The following is a 22,179-nucleotide window of genomic DNA, read 5'->3' on the forward strand; positions in this document are numbered from 1 at the left end:
GGGGCAGGTCAGTCGAGGGACACGTTGGCCTTCTTGATCACGTCGCCAAAGCGCTGGCTCTCGTCCTTGACGAACTGGCCGAACTGCGCGCGCGTTGTGGGGAAGGGCTCGTAGCCAAAGCTCTTGAACTTCTCCTGCACATCGGCGCCGGACAGGGCCTGCTCGATGTCCTTGCGGATCTTGTCGGTCACGGCAGGGGGCAGGCCGGGCGGCACCGCGATGGCGTTCCAGCCCGTCACCTCAAAGCCCTTGGGGCCACCCGATTCGCCCACAGTGGGCACATCCGGAAAGCTGGCCAGGCGCTGCGGCGCGGTGACGGCCAGAAAGCGCAGCTTGCCCGCACGTTGCAGCGGCCCGGCTGTGGCGGCGCTGCCCAGCGCAAACGACAGCTCGCCGGTGGAGACCGAGGTGTAGAGCTGCGTGGTTTCTTTGTAGAGCACGTGCTCCATCTGCGTGCCGGTGGCGCTTTCAAACAGCTCGGAGCCCAGGTGCACCGGGTTGCCGATGGACCAGGAGCCGTAGTTGAGCTTGCCAGGGTTGGCCTTGGCATCGGCCACGATGTCGCTCACGGCCTTGTACTTGCTGTTGGCGGCCACCGTAAAGAAGAAATAGGTCTTGAATAGCGGCAGCAGCGTGTCGAAGTCCTTGGCCGTGTCGTAGGGCAGCTTCTTGAACAGGCTGGGGTAGGCGGCCAGGTGCACGTTGTCGAGCACGATCAGGTCATGCCCGTCCTTGGCGCCGCGCTTGAACGCGTCGATGGCGATGAAGCCATTGCCACCGGGGCGGTTCTCGACGACCACAGGCTGGCCCCAGCTCTTGGACAACTTGTCGGCCACCAGGCGGGCCACGCCGTCAGGGCCACCGCCCACGGGGAAGGGCGTGATGATGCGCACGGGCTTGGACGGAAACGCCTGCGCCGAGGCGAACTGGGGCACACAGCCCAGGGCTGTGGCCAGGCCCACGGCCAGGCCCACACGGCGGGAGAGAGAAACGGGAGACACGGAACAACGCATGGAAAGAAGAAGCTGCTTGCTATTAATTACATAGCTGCAAGCGCATGATTGACTAGCGCCTGCAGCCCAAAAGACTGAAAAACTGCTCAATCGATGTACTTGAGGCCCGCCTTCTCCAGGCCGGGGCGCATGTTGTACATGTCCAGGCCCAGCACGCCGCTGGCGAGCTTGGCGCGCTTCTCGCCCTCAAAGCTCTCGCGCTTTTGCGCGGCGGCCAGGGTCTCGGCCGCGCGGGCGGCGGGCACACACACCACACCGTCGTCGTCGGCCACGATCACGTCGCCCGGCGTGACCAGTGCACCGGCGCACACCACGGGGATGTTGACCGAGCCCAGCGTGGCCTTGATGGTGCCCTTGCTGCTGATGGCCTTGCTCCACACGGGGAAGTTCATCTCCTGCAGCGTCTTCACGTCGCGCACACCGGCGTCGATGATGAGCGCGCGCGCGCCCCGGGCCTGGAAGCTGGTGGCCAGCAGGTCGCCAAAGTAGCCGTCGGTGCACTCCGAGGTGACAGCCGCCACCACGATGTCGCCGGGCTGGATCTGCTCGGCCGCCACATGCATCATCCAGTTGTCGCCAGGCTGCAGCAGCACGGTGACGGCCGTGCCGCTGACCTGTTGGCCACTGTAGATGGGGCGCATATAGGGCTTGAGCAAGCCCACGCGGCCCATGGCCTCGTGCACGGTGGCCGAGCCGAGGGCGGCCAGGCCGTCAGCGGCTGCGCGGTCAGCGCGGGTGATGTTGCGATAGACAACGCCAAGTTCAAACATATCAGAGCCCCTTTGCCTTCAGGCGTGAATCGAGTCGGGAGAACACGCGGCGCGTGTTGGCTTCGTAGATCTGGTGCTTGTCGTCGGCACTCAGGATCGTGGACGCCTCGATGTAGCGCTTGGTGTCGTCGTAGTAGTTGCCGGTGGTGGGGTCAATGCCCCGCACCGCGCCGATCATTTCGCTGGCAAACAGCACGTTCTTCACCGGGATCACGGTGTTGAGCAGGTCGATGCCGGGCTGGTGGTACACGCAGGTGTCGAAGTACACGTTGTTCATCAGGTGCTCGTCGAGCAGCGGCTTCTTCATCTCTTGCGCCAGGCCTCGGAAGCGGCCCCAGTGGTAAGGCACCGCGCCGCCGCCGTGCGGGATCAGGAACTTGAGCGTGGGGAAGTCCTTGAACAGGTCGCCCTGGATGAGCTGCATGAAGGCCGTGGTGTCGGCGTTCAGGTAGTGCGCGCCGGTGGTGTGAAAGCACGCGTTGCAGCTGGTGCTCACGTGGATCATGGCGGGCAGGTCGTACTCCACCATCTTTTCGTAGATGGGGTACCAGTGCTTGTCGGTCAACGGGGGGCTGGTCCAGTGGCCACCCGAGGGGTCGGGGTTCAGGTTGATGCCCACGGCGCCGTATTCGTGCACGCACTTTTCCAGCTCGGGGATGCAGGTGGCGGGGTCAACACCGGGGCTTTGCGGCAGCATGGCCACGGGCACAAAGTGGTCGGGGAACAGCGTGGAGACCCGATAGCACAGCTCGTTGCAGATGGCGGCCCAGGTGCTGGACACATTGAAGTCGCCGATGTGGTGGGCCATGAAGCTGGCGCGTGGGCTGAACAGCGTGATGTCGCTGCCGCGCTCTTTCATCAGCCTGAGCTGGTTGGTCTCGATGGACTCGCGCAGCTCGTCGTCGCTGATGTGCAGGTCTGCCACTTTGGGCATGGCGGCTGGGTCTTTGATGCCGGCGATCTGCGCATTGCGCCAGTTCTCCAGCGCCTTGGGGGCCGTGGTGTAGTGGCCGTGGCAGTCGATGATGAGGCTCATGTTTGGGTGCTCCTGGAAGGTGTTCTTGTGATCGGTCAGGCGGGGGTCATGCCCTGCTTTTGCTTGGCGTCCGCCGCAGCGGGAGAAGCCAGGTAAGCCAGCAACGCACGTGCTGCATCCGCCTGTTGCGAATGCACGCCAACGCCTGCGGAAAACGTGGTGGTGATCTGGATGGCCGGTGGCAGCGGGCCCACGGTCTGGATGCCCTGCACATGCAGCAGCTCACTCAGTTGCTGAAAGCCCAGCGCCACCTCGCCCTTGGCCACCAGCGAGCCCACGGGCACGCCGGGGGGCGCCTGCACCATGCGCGGGGCGATCTGATCGGCAATGCCCCAGCGCTCGAACAGCTTGGCCAGTGCCACGCCGCTGGGGCCCGTGGACAGGCTGATGCTGGGCGCTGCCAACACGGCCTGGCGCACCGCGTCTTCGCTGGACAGATCGGGCAGCGGCGCGCCGGCAGGCACGGCCACGGCCACGCCGGAGTGCACCCAGTCCACCTTGCTGCCGGGCAGCAGGTGGCCCGCAGCCAAAAGCTTGTCGATGGCGTCGGAGGCGAGGATCACCACGTCAAAGGCCTCACCAGCCACCACGCGTTTGGCAGCGTCGACACCGCCCACCGATTCGATGGCGGCCTGCGTGCCCGACTGCTGCGCAAAACCGGCCACTAGGTCTGCCAGCACCTGGCGCGTGGCCATGGAAGAAATGCCTCGGATCACTGGCGCCGTCATGCGTTGTCTCCTGCCGGGCTGCGGGTGGCCCAGGCGGTGCGTGCAGTTGTATACATGCCGCCGATTGTGGGCAGCGGCGGCCCAAACATGAAGGCGGCACCGGCACTACCAGATATATCATTCCGTGATCGTTGACCCACAGCTATTGCAAATAGCAGAGAGCCTTGCGTATGGACCTCAAGCAGATCGAATACTTTGTGCGCGTGGCCGAGTTGGGCAGCTTTACCCGCGCCTCGGTGGTGCTGGACATTGCCCAGCCCGCACTGAGCCGCCAGGTGCGCCTGCTGGAGGTGGAGCTGCGCCAGAACCTGCTGGTGCGCAACGGCCGGGGCGCCACGCCCACTGAGGCGGGCAAGCTGCTGCTGGAGCACGGGCGCGGCATCCTGCACCAGGTCGAGCGCGCGCGCGAGGAGCTGGGCCGCGTGCGCGGCGCCCTGGCCGGGCGCGTGGCCATCGGCCTGCCGCCCAGCATTGCCAAGGTGCTGACGGTGCCGCTGACCCGCGCCTTCCGCGTGAAGATGCCGGACGCGGCGCTGGCCATCAGCGAGGGCCTGTCGGTGGCCATGCGCGAATCGCTGACCACCGGGCTGCTCGACATCGCACTGCTTTACAACACCACGCCCGCGCCGGGCATCGAGACCACGGCGCTGCTGGAGGAAGACCTGTTTCTGGTGCAGCGCCGCGCCCCCGGTCAGAGCGAGGCGGAGGCCGATGCCCCGGCCCGCACGCCCCTGCCGCTGGACGAGCTGCCGCGTTTTCCGCTGGTCATCCCCACGCGCCCCAACTCCATCCGCATGCTGGTGGAATCCGAACTGGCAGCACGCGGCAAGCGCCCACAGATCAGCCTGGAAATCGACGGCGTGGCCGCCATCCTGGACCTGGTGGCCGATGGCGCGGGCTGTGCGGTGCTGCCCATGAATGCGGTCACCACGTCGGGCAAATCGGAAGTGTTCAGTACCCGGCCCATCCACGGCGCGAGCAGCGATGGGGACGGCGAGGAGGAAGGCGGCAGCACCCGCCTGCGCAGCAAGCTGTTCATGGCCGTCAGCTCGCAACGCCCGGCCACACTCACACAGCAGGCGATGGCGGAGCTGATTCGGACGACGCTGCAGGCGTTGTATAGAAGCCCCCCCTGAGGCGCTGCGCACCTTCCCCCCGAGGGGGAACGACGCCCTCGCTGCGGGGCGGCCCTTGCTCGGCGTCCCTCGCTTTTTGAGCCGCGCCAGTTTCAATAGGCTGCAGTGGTAGCAGCGACCGCAGAAGCGCGTTGTCAGTTCCCGCCGGACAGGGATGACTCACTGCCCAACACCCGGTCAGCATAGTCCTGCCAGCGCGCGTCCTTGGGCAGGCCGTGAAAGACGCCTTCGCGCGCCAGGTCGGCCACCCACTGCTGCTTGGCAGCGATGGCCGAGGTCATCAATGGTTCCATGCCGGCCTCGTGCACCGTGTGGGCCGATTCGCGCATCTCTTCGGCGCGGCGCTGGCCGTGCTGCACGACGCGGCTGAAGAAGTAGCGACCCTGTTCGTGCCAGTCGATGGAGGGAAAGGTCTCGGCCAAGGTGGGCAGCACATGATCTTCCACGCCGTAGTGGCGGGCGGTGGCGTAGCTCTCAATCACCAGGGCTTCAAGGCCCTTGATCATGATGCTGCGGCACATCTTGATGGCACTGGCCACGCCCAGTTGCTCGCTCACGGGTTTGGCATCCATGCCCCAGCTGGTCAGCACGGTGGCCAGTGCGGCGGCCTGCGCGCCGCCCAGCAGCATGGGCACGCGGATGCCGTAGGGGGGCACCGAGGTCATCACGCCCGCCTCGACATAGTGTGCACCCCGCGCCTCGATGAGCGCAGCGGCCTGCTGCTTGGTGCCGGGCGATGCCGAGTTGAGGTCCAGGAACACGGTGCCGGGGCGGATGTGCTGCGCGGTCTCCTGCGCCACGGCCAGCGTGTTCGATGCGGTGACGGCCGAGATGATGCAGTCACAGCGCGCGCACAGTGCCTGCATCCCATCCACGGCCACCACGCCCGCTTGCGCGGCGTGCTTCTGCAGGGCGTCGCGGTGCGCGGGGTCGGCCAGCTTCAGGTCCCAGGCAGCGACCGAGGCCACGCCGGGCTGGACACGCAAGCCCGCACTGAAGATCTTGCCCACCTCGCCATAGCCCACGAGGCCGATGTGTGTGATGTTCATCCGATTTGCCTTTCGGTCACAAAAGCCGAAGCGCAGCAACCGTCACTGCCGCGCGATCTTGGCCCGGGCGATCACGTCGCTCCAGCGGCGCACATCGGCCGCCAGGTGCTCGCCCAGTTGCGCGGGGGTGCTGCCCTGGGCATTGAGGTTCAGTTCCAGCAGGCGCTTTTTCACATCGGGCTGGGCGAGTGCGGTCTGCACTTCGCGCGACAGACGCTCCACCACGGCAGCAGGTGTCTTGGCGGGCACGGCCAGGCCGTTCCACGACGTGACGTTGAAGCCCGCCAGTGGCCCGCCGCTTTCGCGCACCGTGGGCACGTCGGGCAACTGCGGCGCCCGCTGCGCGCCCATCACAGCCAGCGGCCGCAGGGCCTTGGCGCCGATCTGTGGCATGAGACCACCCAGGATGTCGATCATCACGTCGATCTCGCCACCCCGCAGCGCCGTGATGACCGGCGGCGTGCCGTTGAAAGGCACCACCTGCGCGTCGATGCCCGCCGTCACCTTGAACAGCTCGGCCGCCAGGTTCTGTGTGGTGCCGATCTGTGGCGTGCCGATATTGAGCTTGCCCGGGTGGGCACGCGCATAAGCCAGCAGCTCGGCCAGGGTGGCAAAACGCCCGCCTTCTTTCACCACCACGGCCAGATCAAACGTGGCCAGCAACGAGACAGGCGCAAAGTCCTTGAGTGTGTCGAACGGCAGCGACTGGAACAGCGCGGCGCTGACCGCCGTGCCACTGCTCACCAGCAGCAGCGTGTGACCGTCGGGCTCAGCCCGCGCCACCAGGTCTCCCGCTACCACGCCGCCAGCGCTGGGCTTGTTCTCAATGACCACGCTTTGCCCCAGCGGGCCGGCGATCTTCTGGCCCACCGTGCGCGCCGTGATGTCGGCCGCACCGCCCGCCGCATTGGGCACGACGATGCGCAGCGGGCGTGAGGGGAAAGCGGCCTGCGCGCTGGCCGCACCGCCGAACGACGCTGCCAGCCAGGCCAGAAGGGTTCTGCGATGCACGGCTTGCATGGCGCGCGCTACCGTGCCACGCCCAGCAGGCGGTCCAGCAGCTCGGGTTGGGCGCTCAGCTCGGCGGCACTGCCGGTGTGCACCACAGTGCCACGGTCCAGCACGGCGGCGTGGTCCGAGATGGCCAGGATGGCCTGCGGATGCTGCTCCACGATAATGGCCGACAGGCCCTCTTCGCGCGTGATGCGGCGGATGGCGCGCAGCAGCTCTTCCACGATGATGGGCGCCAGGCCTTCGAGCGGCTCATCCAGCAGCAGCAGGCGCGGGTTGAGCACCAGCGCGCGGCCCACGGCCAGCATCTGCTGCTCGCCGCCCGAGAGCTGCGTGCCCAGGTTGGTCTTGCGCTCGGCCAGGCGCGGGAACATTTCGTACACGCGCTCGGGCGTCCACGGCCGTGCGGTCGATCCTTTGCGGCCCGGGCGCACCACGGCCGTGAGGTTCTCGTGCACCGTGAGCGACTTGAAGATGTTGCGCTCTTGCGGCACCCAGCCGATGCCGGCCGCTGCGCGTTCGTGCGGGGGCAGCTTGTGCAGCGCCACGCCGGCCAGGCTCACCGTGCCGGCATGCTGGCGCGTGGCTCCGGCCAGCGTGTTGATGAGCGTGGTCTTGCCCGTGCCGTTGCGCCCCAGCAGGGCCAGCGTGTCGCCTTCGGGCAGGGCCAGCGAAATGCCTTGCAGCACCACGGCCTCGCCGTAGCCCGCGCTCAGGCCCTCGATGCGCAGGAGTTCTGTCTTAGACATGCGCATCCTCCCCATGGCCGAGGTACACCGCCTTCACCTGCGGGTCATTGGCAATCGTGTCCGGGTCGCCCTCGGTGAGCACGGTGCCGTTGACCAGCACCGTCATGCGGTTGGCAAAGCTGAAAACCAGGTCCATATCGTGTTCGATCAACAGCACCGAGACATCGGCGGGCAGGGCCGCCACAGTCTGCAGCAGCTCCTCGCGCTCGCCGGCGGGCACACCGGCCACGGGTTCGTCGAGCAGCAGCACGCGCGGCTCGCAGGCCAGCGCAATCGCAATCTCCAGCAGGCGGCGCTTGCCGTAGGCCAGCACGCGCGTTTCCTCGGCCATCACTGAGGTGAGGTGGAACTGCTCCAGCAGTTGCTCGCAGCGCTCGGTGACCGCCTTGCGCGCGCCCAGCGGTTGCCACCACTTGCCGCCCAGGCCCTGGTGCTGCGACACGGTGAGCGCCAGTGTCTCCAGCGGCGTGAGGGTGTCGAACAGCTGGTTGATCTGGAAGGTGCGCACCATGCCGCGCTGCACACGCTGGTGCGGCGCCAGGCGCGTGATGTCCTGGCCTTCGAGGGTGATGGAGCCTTCGGTGGGCTCCAGCACGCCAGTCAGCAGATTGATGAGCGTGGTCTTGCCCGCGCCATTGGGGCCAATGAGCGCATGGCGCGCGCCCTTTTGCAGGTTCAGCGTGACGTTGTTGGTGGCCGTGATGCCGCCAAAACGCTTGACCAAGCCCTTGGCCGACAGCACGGTGGTGGAAGTTGTCGTGTTCATATCAATGGCCTCCCGCTTTGGAGGCAGCCCCGGCCTTGCGACCGGCGCCAAACCAGGTCCAGGGGCGGAACAGACGGTCACGCCCGACCAGTACCAGCACCACCAGGAACAAGCCCACCCAGAAGGTCCAGTACTGCGGTGTAATGGACGAGATCACGTCCTGCAGCAGCTTGAAGCCAATGGCGCCCAGGATGCCGCCATACAGCCAGCCCACGCCGCCGATCACCAGGATCAGCATCACGTCGGCCGAGCGGTGGAACTCGAACAGGTCGAGCGAGGCAAAGCCTGTGGTCTGCGTGAGCAGTGCGCCCGCGGCACCGGCCAGCGCAGCGGCCAGCGTGTACACCTGCGCCAGCTTGGCCGTCACCGGGATACCGATGGCCATGGCGCGCAGCCGGTTGTCGCGGATGGCCTTGAGCGTGGCACCAAAAGGCGACTGCACGATGCGGCGCGCGATGAGGAAGAACACCAGCAGCACGGTGAGCGAATACCACGCGGCCGTGCGGCCGTACAGGTCAAACTCGAACTGGCCAAGCACCGGCCCCATCATCACGCCCTGCAGGCCGTCGGCGCCACCGGTCAGCCAGTCGAGCTTGTTGGCCAGCTCCAGCATCACCAGTCCCACGCCCAGCGTGACCATGAGGCGGGTGAGATCGGTGCCGCGCATGATGGTGAGCGACGCCACGGCGCCCAGCACGGTGGCCGCGCCAATGCCCACGGCCAGGCCCACCAGCGGGTCGGGCATCACATGCTTGGCAAACAGCGCGGCCGCGTAGCCGCCCAGCCCGAAGAAAGCCGCATGGCCCAGCGAGACGATGCCCGTGTACCCCAGGATGAGGTCCAGCGAAATCGCGAACAGCGCCACGATGGCGATCTCGTTGATGATGAGGGCGTGGCTCGGCAGCGCCAACGGTGCGGCAAAGGCCAGCAGCCACAGCACGGGCTCCCACCAGCGAAAGCGCCGGGCCTGCAGCAAGGTGTTTTGCAGGTTCGACATCACTTGCCCCCCTTGCGCACAAAGAGGCCCTGGGGGCGCCAGATGAGGATCAGGATCATGAGGCTGTACACAATGAAGGCGCCCAGCTTGGGGATGTAGTACTTGCCTGCCACGTCGGCAATGCCGAGCAGCAGCGCGGCCAGCAGCGGGCCGGTGATGGACGAGGTGCCGCCGACCGCCACCACGATCAAAAAGTAGATCATGAACTTGAGCGGGAAGCTCGGGTCGAGACCCAGCACCTCCGCGCCCAGCGCACCGCCCAGGCCCGCCAGGCCGGACCCGAAAGCGAAGGTGGACAAAAACACGATGTTCACGTTGATGCCCATGCCCGCCGCCACGCGCTGGTCGTCCACACTGGCGCGCAGGCGGCTGCCGAAGCGGGTCTTGGTGAGCACATATTGGAGGCCCACGGTGAGCGCAGCGCACACCGCGATGATGAACAGGCGGTAGTGCCCCATGCCCAGCATGAGGGCACCGCTGCCGATCTCGGTACGGCCCTTGAGCCATTCAGGCAGCTGCATGATCTGCTGCGTGGAGCCCACAAAGTAGTCCACGCTGGCCACGGCCATGAACACCAGGCCAATGGAGAACAGCACCTGGTCCAGGTGGGCCTTGTGGTACAGCGGGCGGTACAGCGTGCGCTCCAGCACGCCGCCCAGCAAGGCCGTACCGACAAAGGCGATGGGCAGGCAGACGAGGAAAGGCACATCCAGCCGCTGCATGAGCAGCACGGTGATGTAGCCCCCCGCCATGGCAAAGGCCCCGTGCGCGAGGTTGATGAAGTTCATCAGCCCCATGGTCACGGCCAGGCCGACTGCCAGGATGAACAGCAGCATGCCGTAGGCAACGCCGTCGAAAAGAATGGTCAGCATGAAATCACTTCATTGAAGACAAAAGTGCACCACCCTGCTCAGGGCTGTGGAAGTGCGACGAATCACCAAAGCCGGACGTTCAACCTGCGGCCCCCGGTTTCGACAGGCTCAGTCCGAACGGATCGAGAGGGAGCCTGCCCGTAAATACTGGCGCGGCCAGACCAGCGGCCGCCGTGCAAGGGCCGCCCCGCCGCGCTGGCGGCGTCCCCCTGGGGGCTGAGTGCCGCGGCTCCGAGCCTGCCTGCGCAGGCTTGGACGGCAACGAAGAGTGGCCGCATCTGGCGGACACACCGAGCGGGTCGCGGCTCAGGGGGCTTATTTAGTCTTGCCGGGGTCCTTGACGTCCTTGATCACGTCGAACTCCACGTTGTACAGCTGGCCACTCACACGCTCCACCTTGCGCAGGTACACGTCCTGCACGATGTCGCGGGTCTGCGCATCGATGAACACCTTGCCGCGCGGGCTTTCGAAGATCTGCCCCTTCATGGCGGCCAGCAGGGCGTCACCGCCGCCGGCACCCTTGGTGGTCTTGAGCGCTTCATAGATCACGCGCATGCCGTCATAGCCGCCCACGGCCATGAAGTTGGGACGCAGGCCCTTGTTGGCCTTCTCGAAGGCTTCCACGAACTTCTTGTTCATGGGCGAGGGGTGCGCAGCCGAGTAGTGGTGCGAGGTGACCACGCCCAGGGCGCCATCGCCCATGTCGTTGAGTTGATCGTCGTCCGTCACGTCGCCGGTGCCGATAAGCTTGATGCCGGCCTTGTCCATGCCGCGCTCCAGGAACTGCTTCATCACGGCAGCGCCCGCGCCCGACGGCACAAAGACAAACAGCGCGTCGGGCTTGGCGTCGCGCACCTTCTGCAGGAAGGGAGCGAAGTCGGGGTTGCGCAGCGGCACGCGCAGGGCTTCGGTCACCTGGCCGCCGTTGAACGTGAGGCGCTGGTTGAAGAACTTTTCGGCATCGATGCCGGGGCCATAGTCGCTCACCAGGGTCACGACCTTCTTGATGCCGTTCTTGGGTGCCCAGTCGGCCAGGGCCACCGACACTTGCGGCAGCGTGAAGCTGGTACGCACCACATAGGGCGAGGCCTCGGTGATGCTGGACGTGGCGGCAGCCATCACCACCAGGGGGGTCTTGGACTGCGTGGCCAGCGGGGCTGTGGCCATGGCCGAGGGCGTGATGCCCATGCCGGCGAGCACGTTGACCTTTTCGTTGACAACCAGCTCCTGGGCCAGGCGGCGGGTCACATCAGGAAGACTGGTGTCGTCCTTGATGATGAGCTGCACCTTCTTGCCACCCACCATGTCGCCGTTCTGGGCCATGTACAGGCGCGCCGCGGCTTCGATCTGCCGGCCGGTGGTGGCTTGCTGGCCGGTCATGGGCAGAACCAGGCCGATCTTGAACACGTTGTCCTGCGCCACGGCGGGCAGCACGGCCAGGCCGGTGGACAGCGCGATGGCGGCGGCAGCCGAGGCACGAAGAAGGTGGCGTTTTTGCATCGTTGTCTCCTGTGGAAAGTCGTTGTATACAGAAAATGCTGGCGGGAGTTTGGCGTGGGCTGGGTTATTTCACAAGCGCAAATTCAAGCATTCAGGTATCGCCAAATGCAATAACCCAAGGAGCCCCGGACGCCTGCACCGGCCGTTATGCCCGCTCGCGGATCAGCTGTACACCGGGCAAGCCCTGCACCTGCGACGCCTGCACCGCCGCCAGCAGGTTGCGCCGGGTGATGCGCGAGTGCTCTCGCAGGATGGCCTCGGCCCGTGCACCCTCGCGCCGCTCGATGGCATCGAGCGCCTGGCGGTGCTGGTCTTGCGCCACCACCAGCATGTCGCGCGCCTGGGCCGAATGCGTCTGCACCACCACAAACGCAGAGGGCGACGCAAACGGCAGGCCCTTGACGCGGTCCAGCTCCCGCGCCACCACATCGCTGCCCACCATGCGGCTGAGCAGCAGGTGAAACCTTGCATTCAGCTCCACATAGCGCGAAAAACCTTCGTCATCCAGCGTGGGCGGTGCCAGGGCACTGTCGATGACGTCCAGGCAGGCGTGGGCCTCGGCCAGCAGGGCGGGGGCCACGCCCCGCTCGGCCGCCAGGCGCGCGGCCAGCCCTTCCATGGTGCCGCGCAGTTCAATGGCGTCGGCCACATCGGTTTCAGAGAACGTGCGCACGGCGTAGCCGCCACCGGGCAGTCGGTGCAGCAGGCCCTCCTGCTCCAACCGCATCAGCGCGGCGCGAATGGGCGTGCGCGACACCCCCAGCTTCTCGACGAGGGTCAGCTCGGCAATGCGGGCGCCGCCGGGCAGCTCGCCCGCCAGGATCATCTCGCGCAGGCGCAATTGCGCCTTGACGGCCTGCGAGGTACCTGCCTCGGCGGCCTCGGCGGGTAGGGCAATGGTCAGGGGTTCGGGAGGGTTCATGGCGATAGGGAGCGATACGACCAGCGAGAGGGAGAGAGTCAGTCAGCACAATGTATACACAAACCAAAACAACATCCACTCAAAAACACTTCAACACATTACAAAACAACAAGTTAGAAGATATGCCAGAGTGCAATAGCTGCTTTACGCCTTTACTATGTATACATGAACTCGCCTTTTTCGCACAATCGCCCCACCTAGCCTGCGATCTGCGAGCGGGCTGTATACCAAGCCTGCAACGACACCATCCACCCACGGAGAGAGACAACCATGTATCCCAAGAACGCCTGGTACGTAGCCTGCACGCCCGACGAGATCGCGGACAAGCCCCTGGGCCGCACCATCTGCGGCGAGAAGATCGTGTTCTACCGCCCCGCGCCCGACCAGGTCGCCGCGCTGGACGACTTCTGCCCCCACCGGGGCGCCCCGCTGTCGCTGGGCACGGTGTGCGAAGGCCACCTGCAGTGCGGCTACCACGGCCTGCGGGTGGAATGCACGGGCAAGTCGGTGTCCATGCCCGGCCAGCGCGTGCAGGGGTTCCCCAAGGCGCGCAGCTTTCCGGTGGTGGAGCGCTATGGCTTCATCTGGGTGTGGCCCGGCGACGCCGACAAGGCCGACCCCGCCACCATCCACCACCTGCCCTGGGCCAACAACCCTGAATGGGCTTACGGCGGCGGGCTGTACCACATCGCCTGCGACTACCGCCTGATGATCGACAACCTGATGGACCTGACGCACGAGACCTATGTGCACTCCACCAGCATCGGCCAGAAGGAAATCGACGAGGTGCCCTGCAAGACCCGCGTGGAGGGCGACGAGGTGATCACCAGCCGCTTCATGGAAGGCATTGAAGCCCCCCCGTTCTGGAAGATGGCGCTGCGCATGAACGGCCTGCCCGACGACCAGCTGGTGGACCGCTGGCAGATCTGCCACTTCACGCCCCCCAGCCATGTGCTGATCGAGGTGGGCGTGGCCCTGGCCGGCAACGGCGGCTACAACGCCCCGGCCGACAAGAAGGCATCGAGCATCGTGGTGGACTTCATCACGCCCGAGACCGAAACGTCGATCCACTACTTCTGGGGCATGGCGCGCAACTTCAAGCCACAAGACCCGTCGCTCACCACCCAGATCCGCGACGGCCAGGGCAAGATCTTTGCGGAGGACCAGCAGATGCTGGAGCTGCAGCAGGAGAACCTGCTGCGTTACCCCGACCGCAAGCTGCTCATGCTCAACATCGATGCGGGTGGCGTGCAGTCGCGCAAGATTCTGGACCGCCTGCTGGCGGCAGAACACGCGCCTGCCACAGCACAGGCGGTGGCCGCATGACCGCGCAGGAGACCCTGCAGGTCCGCGTCGTCAAGAAGCAGGCCGAAGCCGAGGGCATCGCCAGCTATGAGCTGGCGCGGCTGGACGGCGCCGCACTGCCGCCGTTCAGCGCGGGCTCGCACATCGATGTGCACCTGCCGGGCGGGCTGACTCGGCAGTACTCGCTGTGCAATGCCTCGCACGAGTCGCACCGCTACCGCATCGCCGTGTTGCGTGACCCGGCATCGCGCGGCGGCTCGGTCGCCATGCACGACAGCGTGCACGAGGGCGACGTGATCACCATCAGCACGCCGCGCAACCACTTTGCGCTGCACCCTGCACAGCGCACGCTGCTGCTGGCGGGCGGCATTGGTGTGACGCCACTGCTGTGCATGGCCGACCGGCTGGCGCGCACGGGCGCTGACTTTGCGCTGCACTACTGCACCCGCTCTGCCGAACGCACGGCGTTTGCTGCTGAAATTGCTACATCGGCCATTGCGCCCCACGCCCACTTCCACTTCGATGCAGGCGCCCCCGAGCAGAAGCTGGACACCGCCGCCGTGCTGGCAGCCCCCGGCCCCGACAAGCGGCTGTACGTGTGTGGCCCGGCAGGCTTCATCGACCATGTGGTGACCACCGCCAAGGCCCTGGGCTGGGCGCAGGACCACATCCACCTGGAATACTTTGGCGCCCCGGCGCAGGACACCTCGGGCGACCAGGGGTTTGAGGTGCGCATTGCCAGCACGGGCAAGGTCTACCCCATTGCGCCCGATGTGTCGGTGGTGGAAGCGCTGCGCAAGGAGGGCATCGACATCCTGACCTCGTGCGAGCAGGGCGTGTGTGGCACCTGCCTCACGCGCGTGCTGGAAGGCGAGGTGGACCACCGCGACATGTACCTGACCGACGAAGAAAAGGCGGCCAACGAGCAGTTCATGCCCTGCTGCTCCCGCGCGCGCAGCAAACTGCTGGTGCTCGACCTGTAGGCGACCCCAACAAAAAGGCGCTGCAACCTTTGGGCTGCAGCGCCTTTTTCATTACTATCGAATTGATAGCTGCCAGCACATGAAAATCATGCGCTAGAAGCCTATTTCACCTCGAATTCACTTCAATCCCGTTCGTCGGCGGCCACACGGATGGTGTCACGGCCATTGCGGTCCTTCACACGGCCCAGGTCAGTGTCGAGGGCGCGGGCCAGCTTGTCGGCCGCGCCGATGAAGGCGTTGGCCATCTTGTCGGCCTCATCAGTCACGGTGATGGGCTGGCGGCCCGTGACGCGCGCTTCGATGCGGCAGCGCTTGTCATTGGCACCGGACTTGCCCGCATCCAGGTCGGTGAGGAACACCTCCAGCCGCGTCACATGGTCCTGAAAGCGGGACAGCCGGCTCTTGCACTCGTCCGTGATCCAGCGCGCCAGCGAATCGCCGCCGTGGATGTGGTCGTCGGTGTTGACTTGTACTTGCATGGGGAGGGTCCTTCCTGATGAAGTTGCGAAGTCCCCATCATGGCACCTGCATCCATATCCCCGGTGAATACATGTCAAAGGATGTAGAGAGCCTGGTGACGATGTCGCGGGGGATGGTCCACAGGCTCTTACAGTTTGTCGAGCGCCACGGCGGCCTGCCAGGGCGCATCGGCAGGCAACGCCCGCGCTTCATTTACACGCGCCAGCAGGCGGGTAGCGGCCGGGTCTCCGGGCAGCCGCTCCAGCACCGTTGCCAGCTGTGCCTCGGCCCCGGGCCAGTCGCGCGCATGGAAGGCGTTCAACGCGGCCAGGCTGGCATCACGCACCGCCGCATCCTCGCACGGCGTGAATACGCGCACGGGCTCGGTCTTGCCCTTGACGATCACATCGTCCAGCGCGCGCAACGCCACCGTGGGCGGCAGCTGCGCTGCGGTGGCGGCCGACAGCAGGATGCCGGTGCCAAACGCCTTGTTGGCGCCCTCCAGCCGCGCGGCCAGGTTCACCGCGTCGCCAATGGCCGTGTATGAAAAGCGCTGGTCCGAGCCCACATTGCCCACCACCACACGCCCCGTGTGCAGCCCGATCCGCATGTGGATGGGCGGCAGTCCGCGCGCGCGCAGATCGGCCACCAGCGCCTGCATGGCCTGCTGCATGGCGATGGCGGCGGCCACGGCGTGTTCGGCATGCCGCGGGTCGTCCAGCGGCGCACCCCAGAAGGCCATCACCGCGTCGCCAATGAACTTGTCCACGGTGCCGCCCGTGGCGTGCACGATCGGCGTCATGGCGTTGAAGTAGCCGGTGAGCACCTCCACCGTCTGCTCGGCACTGAGCTGCTCGGACAGTGTGGTGAAGTTGGCCAGGTCGGTGAACATGAGCGTGACCTCGCGCGCCTCGCCACCCAGGCGCATCAGCTCGGGCTGCGCAATGAGGCGCGAGACCACGGCAGGCGGCACGTACTGCGCAAACATCGCCCGCGTCTGGCGCGCGCGCTGGCGCACCACGGCATAGCCCACCAGCGCAGCCGCCCCATAAATGGCGACTGCCGCCGCCACAGGCAACAGCGGCGGCCACCACAGGCGCGGGCCGGCAAACAGCCCCCACGACACGGCTCCCATGGCCACCACCAGCGCCGCCGTCAGCGCCGCCGCGCCCGCCGGGTGCAGCCGCCGGCTCGCCCCCAACAGCACAGGCAGCAGCAGCACGGTGATCGCCAAAGTCCAAGCGTCCGACACGCTGCGCAGCCCGCCGCCGGTGAGGTAGTTGTCCAGCAGCGTGGCCTGCAGCTCCACCCCCGGGAAAAGCCGCTCACCGCCCGCCGTGCCAAACGGCGAGTTGAACAGGTCGGCCTGCGAGTGCGCCAGCTCGGTGGCGGTGCGCGCCGAGCGCCCCACCAGCACGATCTTGCCCTTGAAGAAACCTGCAGGCAGCAGCCCCGGCTCCAGCGCCTGGTAGTACGAGCGCGTGTCAAACGTGCCGCGCGGGCCCCGGTAGCCGATCCAGTCGAAATGGTGCAGCGCCGGGGTCTGGCCGCGCGCCTCTGTCACGCGCTGGGCCAGCCGCAGCGCAAAGCCTTCGCGCGCGACGGGGGCGCGGCGCACCACGAAGTCGTCGTCCGGCTCGACCCCGGCATCGCCCGCGTCGGCGCCAGCGTCCAGAAACCGCTGCAGCGGCTGGATGTCCATCCACAGCGCGGCATTGGCGCTGTCGATCTTCTCGCGGGTGGAGGCCAGCACCACGGGCAAGCCCTGCCCCACCTGGGCCATCGTGCGGTCCAGAGCGGCGTCTTCGGCCTCGGTGGTGGGGTCGGCAAAAACAATGTCCAGCCCCACGGCCAGGGCACCGTCTGCGCGCAGCCGCTCCAGCAGGGCCGCATGCACGCTGCGCGGAAATGGCCAGGTCTGTTGCAGCTCCTGAAACGTCGGCTCGTCGATCGCAAGAATCACCACCGGCACGGTCGTGCCGTGGGGGGCCGCCAGCGCCGTCAGCACGTCAAAGGTCTTGAACTCCAGCGCATGCCATGTGCGGCTGAGCGTGGCTGCCCCTACCAGCAGCAACGCCAGCACCCCCGCCGCGAGCGAGAGCCACCGCTGGCGCTGCCGGGCGTGCGGCACCGCCGCCCGATCAGAAGCGATAGCGCGCATCCAGGACATAGCGGGTCTTTTGCCGGTCGGACTTGGGCGCCCACAGGTTCATGGCCGCAACGCCCACCACCCAGCGTTTGTCCTGCGTTTCCCAGAAACCCATCAGGTCCACGCCCCAGCCCGGCGCACGGCGCGTGAGGTTCTCCTTGTCCTCAAACCGCTCCGAGCGGTACACCGCGCGCGCGCTCAGGTACAGGCGCTGCGCGCTGGCCCAGGTGGCACCCAGCGCCACGGTATGGCGCGGAATGTAGGGAATGCGCCCCACCACCTCGGCACCACCATCGAGCATGCGACTTTCGCTGTGCTGGTACAGGTACTTGGCGTAGCCCGACCAGCGGCGGCTGAACATGTGGTTGACCGTGCCACCCAAGGTCTGCAGCGTGCCGCGCTCAAAACTCGGCGTGTCCTCCAACAGATCACTGGTGGACAGGTTGACCAGCTGCGCGTTGCGCATCTCTTCGAGGAACGGCAGGCTGGGCGTGCGCAGGTCCACGCCAATCGTGCCAGGGTTGTTCACCCGCAGATGGTCGGCCCGCAGGCCCACAAAGGTGTTGGCACCCACCTCCATGCCCAGCTGTGCCACTGTGCGTTTGTGGCGCCCTCCAGCCTCCACCAGTCGGTCCTCGACAGGGATGCCTGCGGTCTCCACGCTGGCGAGGGTGGAGACGCTGAGAGGCCGCAGCCAGTCCTGATAGGCCACGCGCAGCGTGGTGCCCGCAGCAGGCTGCCACACCGCCCCCAGGCGCGGCGTGACCACGCGCTCGGTGTCCGCGCGGCGGGCCTGGTCTTCGCTCAGGGCATCCAGCCCCACCAGGTAGCTCTGCGTGAGGCCGTCCACGCGGTGGCGGATTTGCTGCAGCCCCAGGGCTGCGTCCAGGCTCAGCGCCGGGTCCAGGCGTTGCGTGGTGGCCAGGGTGAGGCCGGTGTAACGACGGTCAATGCGGTTGTAGCCTGCCAGGACGAGGTAGTCGCGGTACAGGCCCACGTTTGGAATGTCAGCCACCACGGCGGCCTCGCCCGCCAGCAGGTTGTTCTGGCGCTCGCGCACATGCTCCAGCGTCACGCTCCAGCGGCTGCCGGGGGTGGTGTCCACGGTGTGGCGCAGCTGAATGTCGCTGAAGTCCTTGCGCGGGGCACTGCTCACGCCCATGACGGTGAGGAACGGTGGCTCGATGTAGGCCGTGGGGTAGCGCAGCAATTGCAGGTTGTCCACGCTGCGGCCCAGCTTGATCCAGGTTTGCTCCGTCGGCCCCCACCGGTAGGCCATGCCCAGGGCGCCCTGGGTGACGGTGTCGTCCAGCGAAGTCTCCTGCGCGTTCTGGCCGCGCAGGCGCATGCTGAACTGGTTGGCGTAGGCAAACAGGTTGATGCGCTCGGTGGGCTGCATGCCCACCCCAGCGGTGATGGCATGGGCACGCAGGTCTCCCTCGCCCGCGCGCATGGCAGGAAGGCGGTTGACCTGCAGGTCGAACGGATAGGCACTCACATCCGCCGTCTGCGCCTTGAAGAACCAGGACACCGGCACATGGCTGTTGTCCAGGCCATTGAGCGTGACCGCTGGCGCACGCATCCGGTAGAACTCGCGGTCCAGCGTCACACCCACCGATCCGTGGCTGCCGGGCTGCTGCAGCAGCGGCGAATAACGCTGGCTGCCCCCAAACGCCATGGGGTCGGTCAGAAAGCCCTGGAACAGCGCCGAGTTCTTGTTGAATTCGCCCGCATAGCGGTCTGCCATGAACAGGTGGCTGCCGCCCCAGTAGGGGTAGAAGCTCTGCTGCGCCATCTCCAGCGCCCAGTCTTCCATGCCAAAGAATGCCAGCGATGAACCCAGGTTCGCACTGCCCTTCTGGTCGTTGGCCACCTGGTTGAGCGACTTGAGATATGGCATGCGCCCCACGGCGGCGCGCGCAGCCTCCACCGCTTCGCCGGGCCGGAACAGATCGGTGTGGATCTGCGCCAGCAGCATGTAGGGCACAGGGTCCTTGTCGTCCAGTACGGTCGCCTGCTGCAAGGTGGTCAGCGCATCCTGATGGCGGCCCAGCTGGTAGTAGGCCACGGCAGTCCAGGTCTTGGCGCGGGCATAGCGCGGCTCCATCACGCCCGCCCGCAAGAACGCATCCAGCGCGGCATCCGGCTGCCCTTGCTTGAGGTGCAGCAGCCCCTGGCCGGTGAGCGCGACGTAGTCCGCCGGGTTGTCGCCCAGCGCAGTGGCAAACGCCTGACCCGCTTCGGTGAACTGGTTCACAAAGGTTTCCAGAGTCCCTAACTCGCCCCAGGCACCGGGCGATTGCGGCGACAGCTGCAACGCGCGGTGCAGGTTCTCGCGGGCGGGGCGCGGGTCTTCGCGCTCGGCATGCGCACTGCCCAGGCCTTGCCAGGCGCGTGCATCGCCTGGCGCCAAAGTCTGGGCCTCGGCATAGGCGGCCAGCGTGCCGGGCGCATCGCCCCGGCGCCGGGCCAGCTCAGCGCGCACCAGCGCCAGGTCGGCGTGGGCTGTGCCTTGCACGGGGGCCAGGGTGGCAGCCGCTTCGTCCACCCGGTCGCTCAGGATCTGCACCCGCGCCAGTTGCGCCACCAGCGCCGGGTGGGCGGGCCAGCGCTGGAGCGCCGTGCGCAGCGTCCCGGCCGCTGCTGCCCCTTCCCCCTCCATCAGCTGTACGTCGGACTGCATGAGCCACGCGGGCAGCGGCGCGGCGTCCACCGCAGCCACCTGCCGCGCCAGCGACCCGCGTGCGGCCAGCAGGTCGCCCGCCTGCAGGGCCACGGCCGCATCGAACACATCCACCCATGCGGGTGCGGCCGTGGTGCGCGCCTGCACCAGCGCCGCACGGGCTGCGGCGATGTCGCGCGCTGCCAGGGCATCCCGCACGGGCACCAGTGCTGCAGGCACGGCCTCGGCCGACAGGTGGGGCACTGGATCGGCCCGCAACGCGTTGACCCACTGGATGCGGTCGCGTGGCTGGCTCAGCACCAGCTTGACGGGGGCCTTGCCCACTTCGGCCAACGCCGCTTCGTTGGCCCCTACCGACACCGAGCCCTGCGCGTTGGAAAACTCCACCGTGCCCGAGAGCACGGTGATCAGCGTGCGGCCATCGTCCTCCACACTGATGTCCCAGTCGGTGCCACGGATCGCAGCGGTCGCGGCCGGTGTCTCCAGGTTCAGGCGGCTGCCGTCGGCGCGTTTGGTCTGCGTCCACGCACGGCCGGCGTTGAGCAGCAAGGTGGTCACGGGCTGTGCCGGGGTGGCCACGCCCTTGACCTGCAGCACCGTGTTCTGGTGCAGGCGCAGCTGGGTGTCGTCCGCGAACAGCAGCGCCATCTTGGCGGCCTGGCGTGTGCGCACAAAGTCGCCCTGGGCCAGCGCCTGGGCCAGTCGGGCAGGGCCCCAGTCGGCTGCGGAGGCGGCACGCTGGTCACCTGTGCCTTGCAGGCTGATGATCTCGGCTGCCGCACCGGCGGGCACGGTGGCCTGTGCCACCAGCGGGCAGGCGGCAGCTGTCGCGGCCACCAACGCAGCCAGGGCGGACAAACGGAATTTTGGATGGGACATTTTTTCTGCTTTCGGGGAAGGCGTGCATCGCGCCACCGGGCGCCCCTCCCTGGCACCGGGTGAGCTGAAATTATGGCGATCAGCCCCCCAGATTTCGCCCGCGCCCCATCGACATGCGGACACATTTCATGAAGAAAGCCACATTTCGTTGCAGGTTGTGACGCTTGAGGCACCCCATCAACCCGTGGCCGCAGCGCGCGGCGCTGCACGGCCCTTTCCTACAGACGCCACAGGGGGTGCGGTGCTACAACTGCAGGAATCACGCGCACAAGCGCTGCCCGGAGCTTTCCCCCATGCCTGCTGCCCCCCGCCTCAAGATTGGCCTGTCCGCCTGCTTTCAACACGCCGACCCTGCACGCCCGCTGTTCACGGGCAAGACGCTGCAGTACGTCGAACAGTCCATCGCCCACTGGCTCATGTCGGCGGGTGCCATGGTGGTGATGGTGCCCTGCCCCACGGGCGAGACCGCGCGCGGCGACGTCACGCTGGACCACTACGCCGAATGGCTGGACGGCATCGTGATGCACGGTGGCGCCGATGTGTGGCCGGGCAACTATGGCGAAGAGCCTTTGCGCGACGAGTGGGTGGGTGACCGCGTGCGCGACCTGTACGACCTGGCCGTGGTCAAAGCCTTTGCCCAGGTCGGCAAGCCCATCTTTGGAGTGTGCAGGGGCCTGCAGCTCATCAACGTGGCCTTTGGCGGCGCGCTGTACCAGGACATCGAGACCCAGCACCCCGGCGCGCAGCAGCACCGCAACGCCACCACCTACGACCAGCACTTCCACGACATCCAGATCCTGCCGGACTCGCACCTGGCCAAGCTGTACCCCAACATGCCACGTGCCCGGGTCAACAGCATCCACCACCAGGGCATCAAGCGGGTGGCGCCGGAATTTGTGGTCGAGGCACTGAGCGAACCCGATGGCGTGCCCGAGGCGATTCGCCTCAAGCCTGCGCCAGGGCGCGGCTACATCGCCGCCACGCAATGGCATCCGGAGTTCCACAAGCAGGGTTCAGACACGCTGGATGACACGGCCATCCTGAATGACTTTCTGGCGGCCTGCGAACAGGCCAAGGCCCACCCACGGCCGGTGCTGCGCCCCGTGCCTTCGTTGCGGGAACGGGCGGCGCGGCGGCTGCGCAAGGTGCTGTCACGGGAGCGCGACTGACCC

At 66.9% G+C, this 22,179-nt stretch carries 18 protein-coding genes and 1 pseudogene; 4 read left to right on the forward strand and 15 right to left on the reverse strand.

Annotation, left to right across the window (positions count from 1 at the left end):
- Positions 1-8: 8 nt before the first annotated feature.
- The 4 genes from C8C95_RS08220 to C8C95_RS08235 form a co-directional block, all read right to left on the reverse strand.
- Positions 9-1,013, reverse strand: a complete 1,005-nt coding sequence (locus C8C95_RS08220) for a tripartite tricarboxylate transporter substrate binding protein (protein WP_116748246.1) — start codon at positions 1,011-1,013, stop codon at positions 9-11.
- An 86-nt stretch (positions 1,014-1,099) separates the two neighbouring features.
- Positions 1,100-1,783, reverse strand: a complete 684-nt coding sequence (ligK, locus tag C8C95_RS08225) for a 4-carboxy-4-hydroxy-2-oxoadipate aldolase/oxaloacetate decarboxylase (RefSeq protein ID WP_015016178.1) — start codon at positions 1,781-1,783, stop codon at positions 1,100-1,102.
- A gap of 1 nt (position 1,784) precedes the next feature.
- Positions 1,785-2,819: an amidohydrolase family protein gene (locus tag C8C95_RS08230; protein ID WP_108616815.1), complete on the reverse strand. Its 1,035-nt coding sequence runs from the start codon at positions 2,817-2,819 to the stop codon at positions 1,785-1,787.
- Between the two features lie 35 nt (positions 2,820-2,854).
- Positions 2,855-3,547 (reverse strand): substrate-binding domain-containing protein, encoded by a 693-nt coding sequence (locus C8C95_RS08235; protein WP_116748247.1) that lies wholly within the window; start codon positions 3,545-3,547, stop codon positions 2,855-2,857.
- Between the two features lie 170 nt (positions 3,548-3,717).
- Between C8C95_RS08235 and C8C95_RS08240 the strand changes: the two genes are divergently transcribed.
- A complete protein-coding gene (locus tag C8C95_RS08240; protein ID WP_116748248.1) occupies positions 3,718-4,683 on the forward strand; it encodes a LysR substrate-binding domain-containing protein in 966 nt (321 codons plus the stop codon).
- Positions 4,684-4,817: 134 nt separating this feature from the next.
- Here the strand turns inward: C8C95_RS08240 and C8C95_RS08245 are convergent, their stop codons facing one another.
- From C8C95_RS08245 to C8C95_RS08280, 8 genes and pseudogenes are all read right to left on the reverse strand, one after another.
- A complete protein-coding gene (locus C8C95_RS08245; protein WP_116748249.1) occupies positions 4,818-5,732 on the reverse strand; it encodes a DUF1932 domain-containing protein in 915 nt (304 codons plus the stop codon).
- Positions 5,733-5,774: 42 nt separating this feature from the next.
- Positions 5,775-6,752: a tripartite tricarboxylate transporter substrate binding protein gene (locus tag C8C95_RS08250; protein ID WP_116748250.1), complete on the reverse strand. Its 978-nt coding sequence runs from the start codon at positions 6,750-6,752 to the stop codon at positions 5,775-5,777.
- Positions 6,753-6,760: 8 nt separating this feature from the next.
- Complete coding sequence (locus tag C8C95_RS08255; RefSeq protein WP_116750191.1) at positions 6,761-7,492, reverse strand: ABC transporter ATP-binding protein; 732 nt, start codon at positions 7,490-7,492, stop codon at positions 6,761-6,763.
- A complete protein-coding gene (locus C8C95_RS08260) occupies positions 7,485-8,258 on the reverse strand; it encodes an ABC transporter ATP-binding protein (RefSeq protein WP_056742979.1) in 774 nt (257 codons plus the stop codon). The genes C8C95_RS08255 and C8C95_RS08260 overlap by 8 nt, the downstream gene beginning before the upstream one ends.
- Position 8,259: 1 nt before the next feature.
- Positions 8,260-9,255 carry a branched-chain amino acid ABC transporter permease gene (locus C8C95_RS08265; RefSeq protein ID WP_056067974.1) on the reverse strand — a complete coding sequence of 332 codons (996 nt, stop codon included), beginning with the start codon at positions 9,253-9,255 and terminating at the stop codon, positions 8,260-8,262.
- Positions 9,255-10,127, reverse strand: a complete 873-nt coding sequence (locus C8C95_RS08270) for a branched-chain amino acid ABC transporter permease (protein ID WP_060984885.1) — start codon at positions 10,125-10,127, stop codon at positions 9,255-9,257. Before C8C95_RS08270 ends, C8C95_RS08265 begins: the two co-directional genes overlap by 1 nt.
- Positions 10,128-10,442: 315 nt before the next feature.
- Positions 10,443-11,630: pseudogene (locus C8C95_RS08275) on the reverse strand (ABC transporter substrate-binding protein); the annotation flags it as partial.
- A 142-nt stretch (positions 11,631-11,772) separates the two neighbouring features.
- Positions 11,773-12,549, reverse strand: a complete 777-nt coding sequence (locus tag C8C95_RS08280; protein WP_116748252.1) for a GntR family transcriptional regulator — start codon at positions 12,547-12,549, stop codon at positions 11,773-11,775.
- Positions 12,550-12,819: 270 nt separating this feature from the next.
- Here C8C95_RS08280 and C8C95_RS08285 point away from each other — a divergent pair, with 270 nt between their 5' ends.
- Positions 12,820-13,875 (forward strand): aromatic ring-hydroxylating dioxygenase subunit alpha, encoded by a 1,056-nt coding sequence (locus tag C8C95_RS08285; protein ID WP_056742972.1) that lies wholly within the window; start codon positions 12,820-12,822, stop codon positions 13,873-13,875.
- Positions 13,872-14,837 carry a PDR/VanB family oxidoreductase gene (locus tag C8C95_RS08290; RefSeq protein ID WP_056067964.1) on the forward strand — a complete coding sequence of 322 codons (966 nt, stop codon included), beginning with the start codon at positions 13,872-13,874 and terminating at the stop codon, positions 14,835-14,837. Before C8C95_RS08285 ends, C8C95_RS08290 begins: the two co-directional genes overlap by 4 nt.
- Before the next feature lie 122 nt (positions 14,838-14,959).
- Here C8C95_RS08290 and C8C95_RS08295 read toward each other — a convergent pair whose 3' ends face one another.
- From C8C95_RS08295 to C8C95_RS08305, 3 genes are all read right to left on the reverse strand, one after another.
- Positions 14,960-15,316, reverse strand: a complete 357-nt coding sequence (locus tag C8C95_RS08295) for an HPF/RaiA family ribosome-associated protein (RefSeq protein WP_056742968.1) — start codon at positions 15,314-15,316, stop codon at positions 14,960-14,962.
- A gap of 128 nt (positions 15,317-15,444) precedes the next feature.
- Positions 15,445-17,466 (reverse strand): adenylate/guanylate cyclase domain-containing protein, encoded by a 2,022-nt coding sequence (locus C8C95_RS08300; RefSeq protein WP_116748253.1) that lies wholly within the window; start codon positions 17,464-17,466, stop codon positions 15,445-15,447.
- Positions 17,438-21,007, reverse strand: a complete 3,570-nt coding sequence (locus C8C95_RS08305) for a TonB-dependent receptor (protein ID WP_116748254.1) — start codon at positions 21,005-21,007, stop codon at positions 17,438-17,440. Before C8C95_RS08305 ends, C8C95_RS08300 begins: the two co-directional genes overlap by 29 nt.
- Before the next feature lie 293 nt (positions 21,008-21,300).
- Between C8C95_RS08305 and C8C95_RS08310 the strand changes: the two genes are divergently transcribed.
- Positions 21,301-22,176 (forward strand): type 1 glutamine amidotransferase, encoded by an 876-nt coding sequence (locus C8C95_RS08310; protein WP_116748255.1) that lies wholly within the window; start codon positions 21,301-21,303, stop codon positions 22,174-22,176.
- Positions 22,177-22,179: the final 3 nt, after the last annotated feature.

The organism is Acidovorax sp. 99 (assembly GCF_003096455.1).
GTDB lineage: Bacteria > Pseudomonadota > Gammaproteobacteria > Burkholderiales > Burkholderiaceae_C > Acidovorax > Acidovorax delafieldii.

Coding starts and splice junctions, on each gene's coding strand:
- C8C95_RS08220 (WP_116748246.1), bottom strand. CDS start 1,013: ATGCGTTGTTCCGTGTCTCCCGTTTCTCTCTCCCGCCGTGTGGGCCTG.
- ligK (WP_015016178.1), bottom strand. CDS start 1,783: ATGTTTGAACTTGGCGTTGTCTATCGCAACATCACCCGCGCTGACCGC.
- C8C95_RS08230 (WP_108616815.1), bottom strand. CDS start 2,819: ATGAGCCTCATCATCGACTGCCACGGCCACTACACCACGGCCCCCAAG.
- C8C95_RS08235 (WP_116748247.1), bottom strand. CDS start 3,547: ATGACGGCGCCAGTGATCCGAGGCATTTCTTCCATGGCCACGCGCCAG.
- C8C95_RS08240 (WP_116748248.1), top strand. CDS start 3,718: ATGGACCTCAAGCAGATCGAATACTTTGTGCGCGTGGCCGAGTTGGGC.
- C8C95_RS08245 (WP_116748249.1), bottom strand. CDS start 5,732: ATGAACATCACACACATCGGCCTCGTGGGCTATGGCGAGGTGGGCAAG.
- C8C95_RS08250 (WP_116748250.1), bottom strand. CDS start 6,752: ATGCAAGCCGTGCATCGCAGAACCCTTCTGGCCTGGCTGGCAGCGTCG.
- C8C95_RS08255 (WP_116750191.1), bottom strand. CDS start 7,492: ATGTCTAAGACAGAACTCCTGCGCATCGAGGGCCTGAGCGCGGGCTAC.
- C8C95_RS08260 (WP_056742979.1), bottom strand. CDS start 8,258: ATGAACACGACAACTTCCACCACCGTGCTGTCGGCCAAGGGCTTGGTC.
- C8C95_RS08265 (WP_056067974.1), bottom strand. CDS start 9,255: ATGTCGAACCTGCAAAACACCTTGCTGCAGGCCCGGCGCTTTCGCTGG.
- C8C95_RS08270 (WP_060984885.1), bottom strand. CDS start 10,127: ATGCTGACCATTCTTTTCGACGGCGTTGCCTACGGCATGCTGCTGTTC.
- C8C95_RS08280 (WP_116748252.1), bottom strand. CDS start 12,549: ATGAACCCTCCCGAACCCCTGACCATTGCCCTACCCGCCGAGGCCGCC.
- C8C95_RS08285 (WP_056742972.1), top strand. CDS start 12,820: ATGTATCCCAAGAACGCCTGGTACGTAGCCTGCACGCCCGACGAGATC.
- C8C95_RS08290 (WP_056067964.1), top strand. CDS start 13,872: ATGACCGCGCAGGAGACCCTGCAGGTCCGCGTCGTCAAGAAGCAGGCC.
- C8C95_RS08295 (WP_056742968.1), bottom strand. CDS start 15,316: ATGCAAGTACAAGTCAACACCGACGACCACATCCACGGCGGCGATTCG.
- C8C95_RS08300 (WP_116748253.1), bottom strand. CDS start 17,466: ATGTCCTGGATGCGCGCTATCGCTTCTGATCGGGCGGCGGTGCCGCAC.
- C8C95_RS08305 (WP_116748254.1), bottom strand. CDS start 21,007: ATGTCCCATCCAAAATTCCGTTTGTCCGCCCTGGCTGCGTTGGTGGCC.
- C8C95_RS08310 (WP_116748255.1), top strand. CDS start 21,301: ATGCCTGCTGCCCCCCGCCTCAAGATTGGCCTGTCCGCCTGCTTTCAA.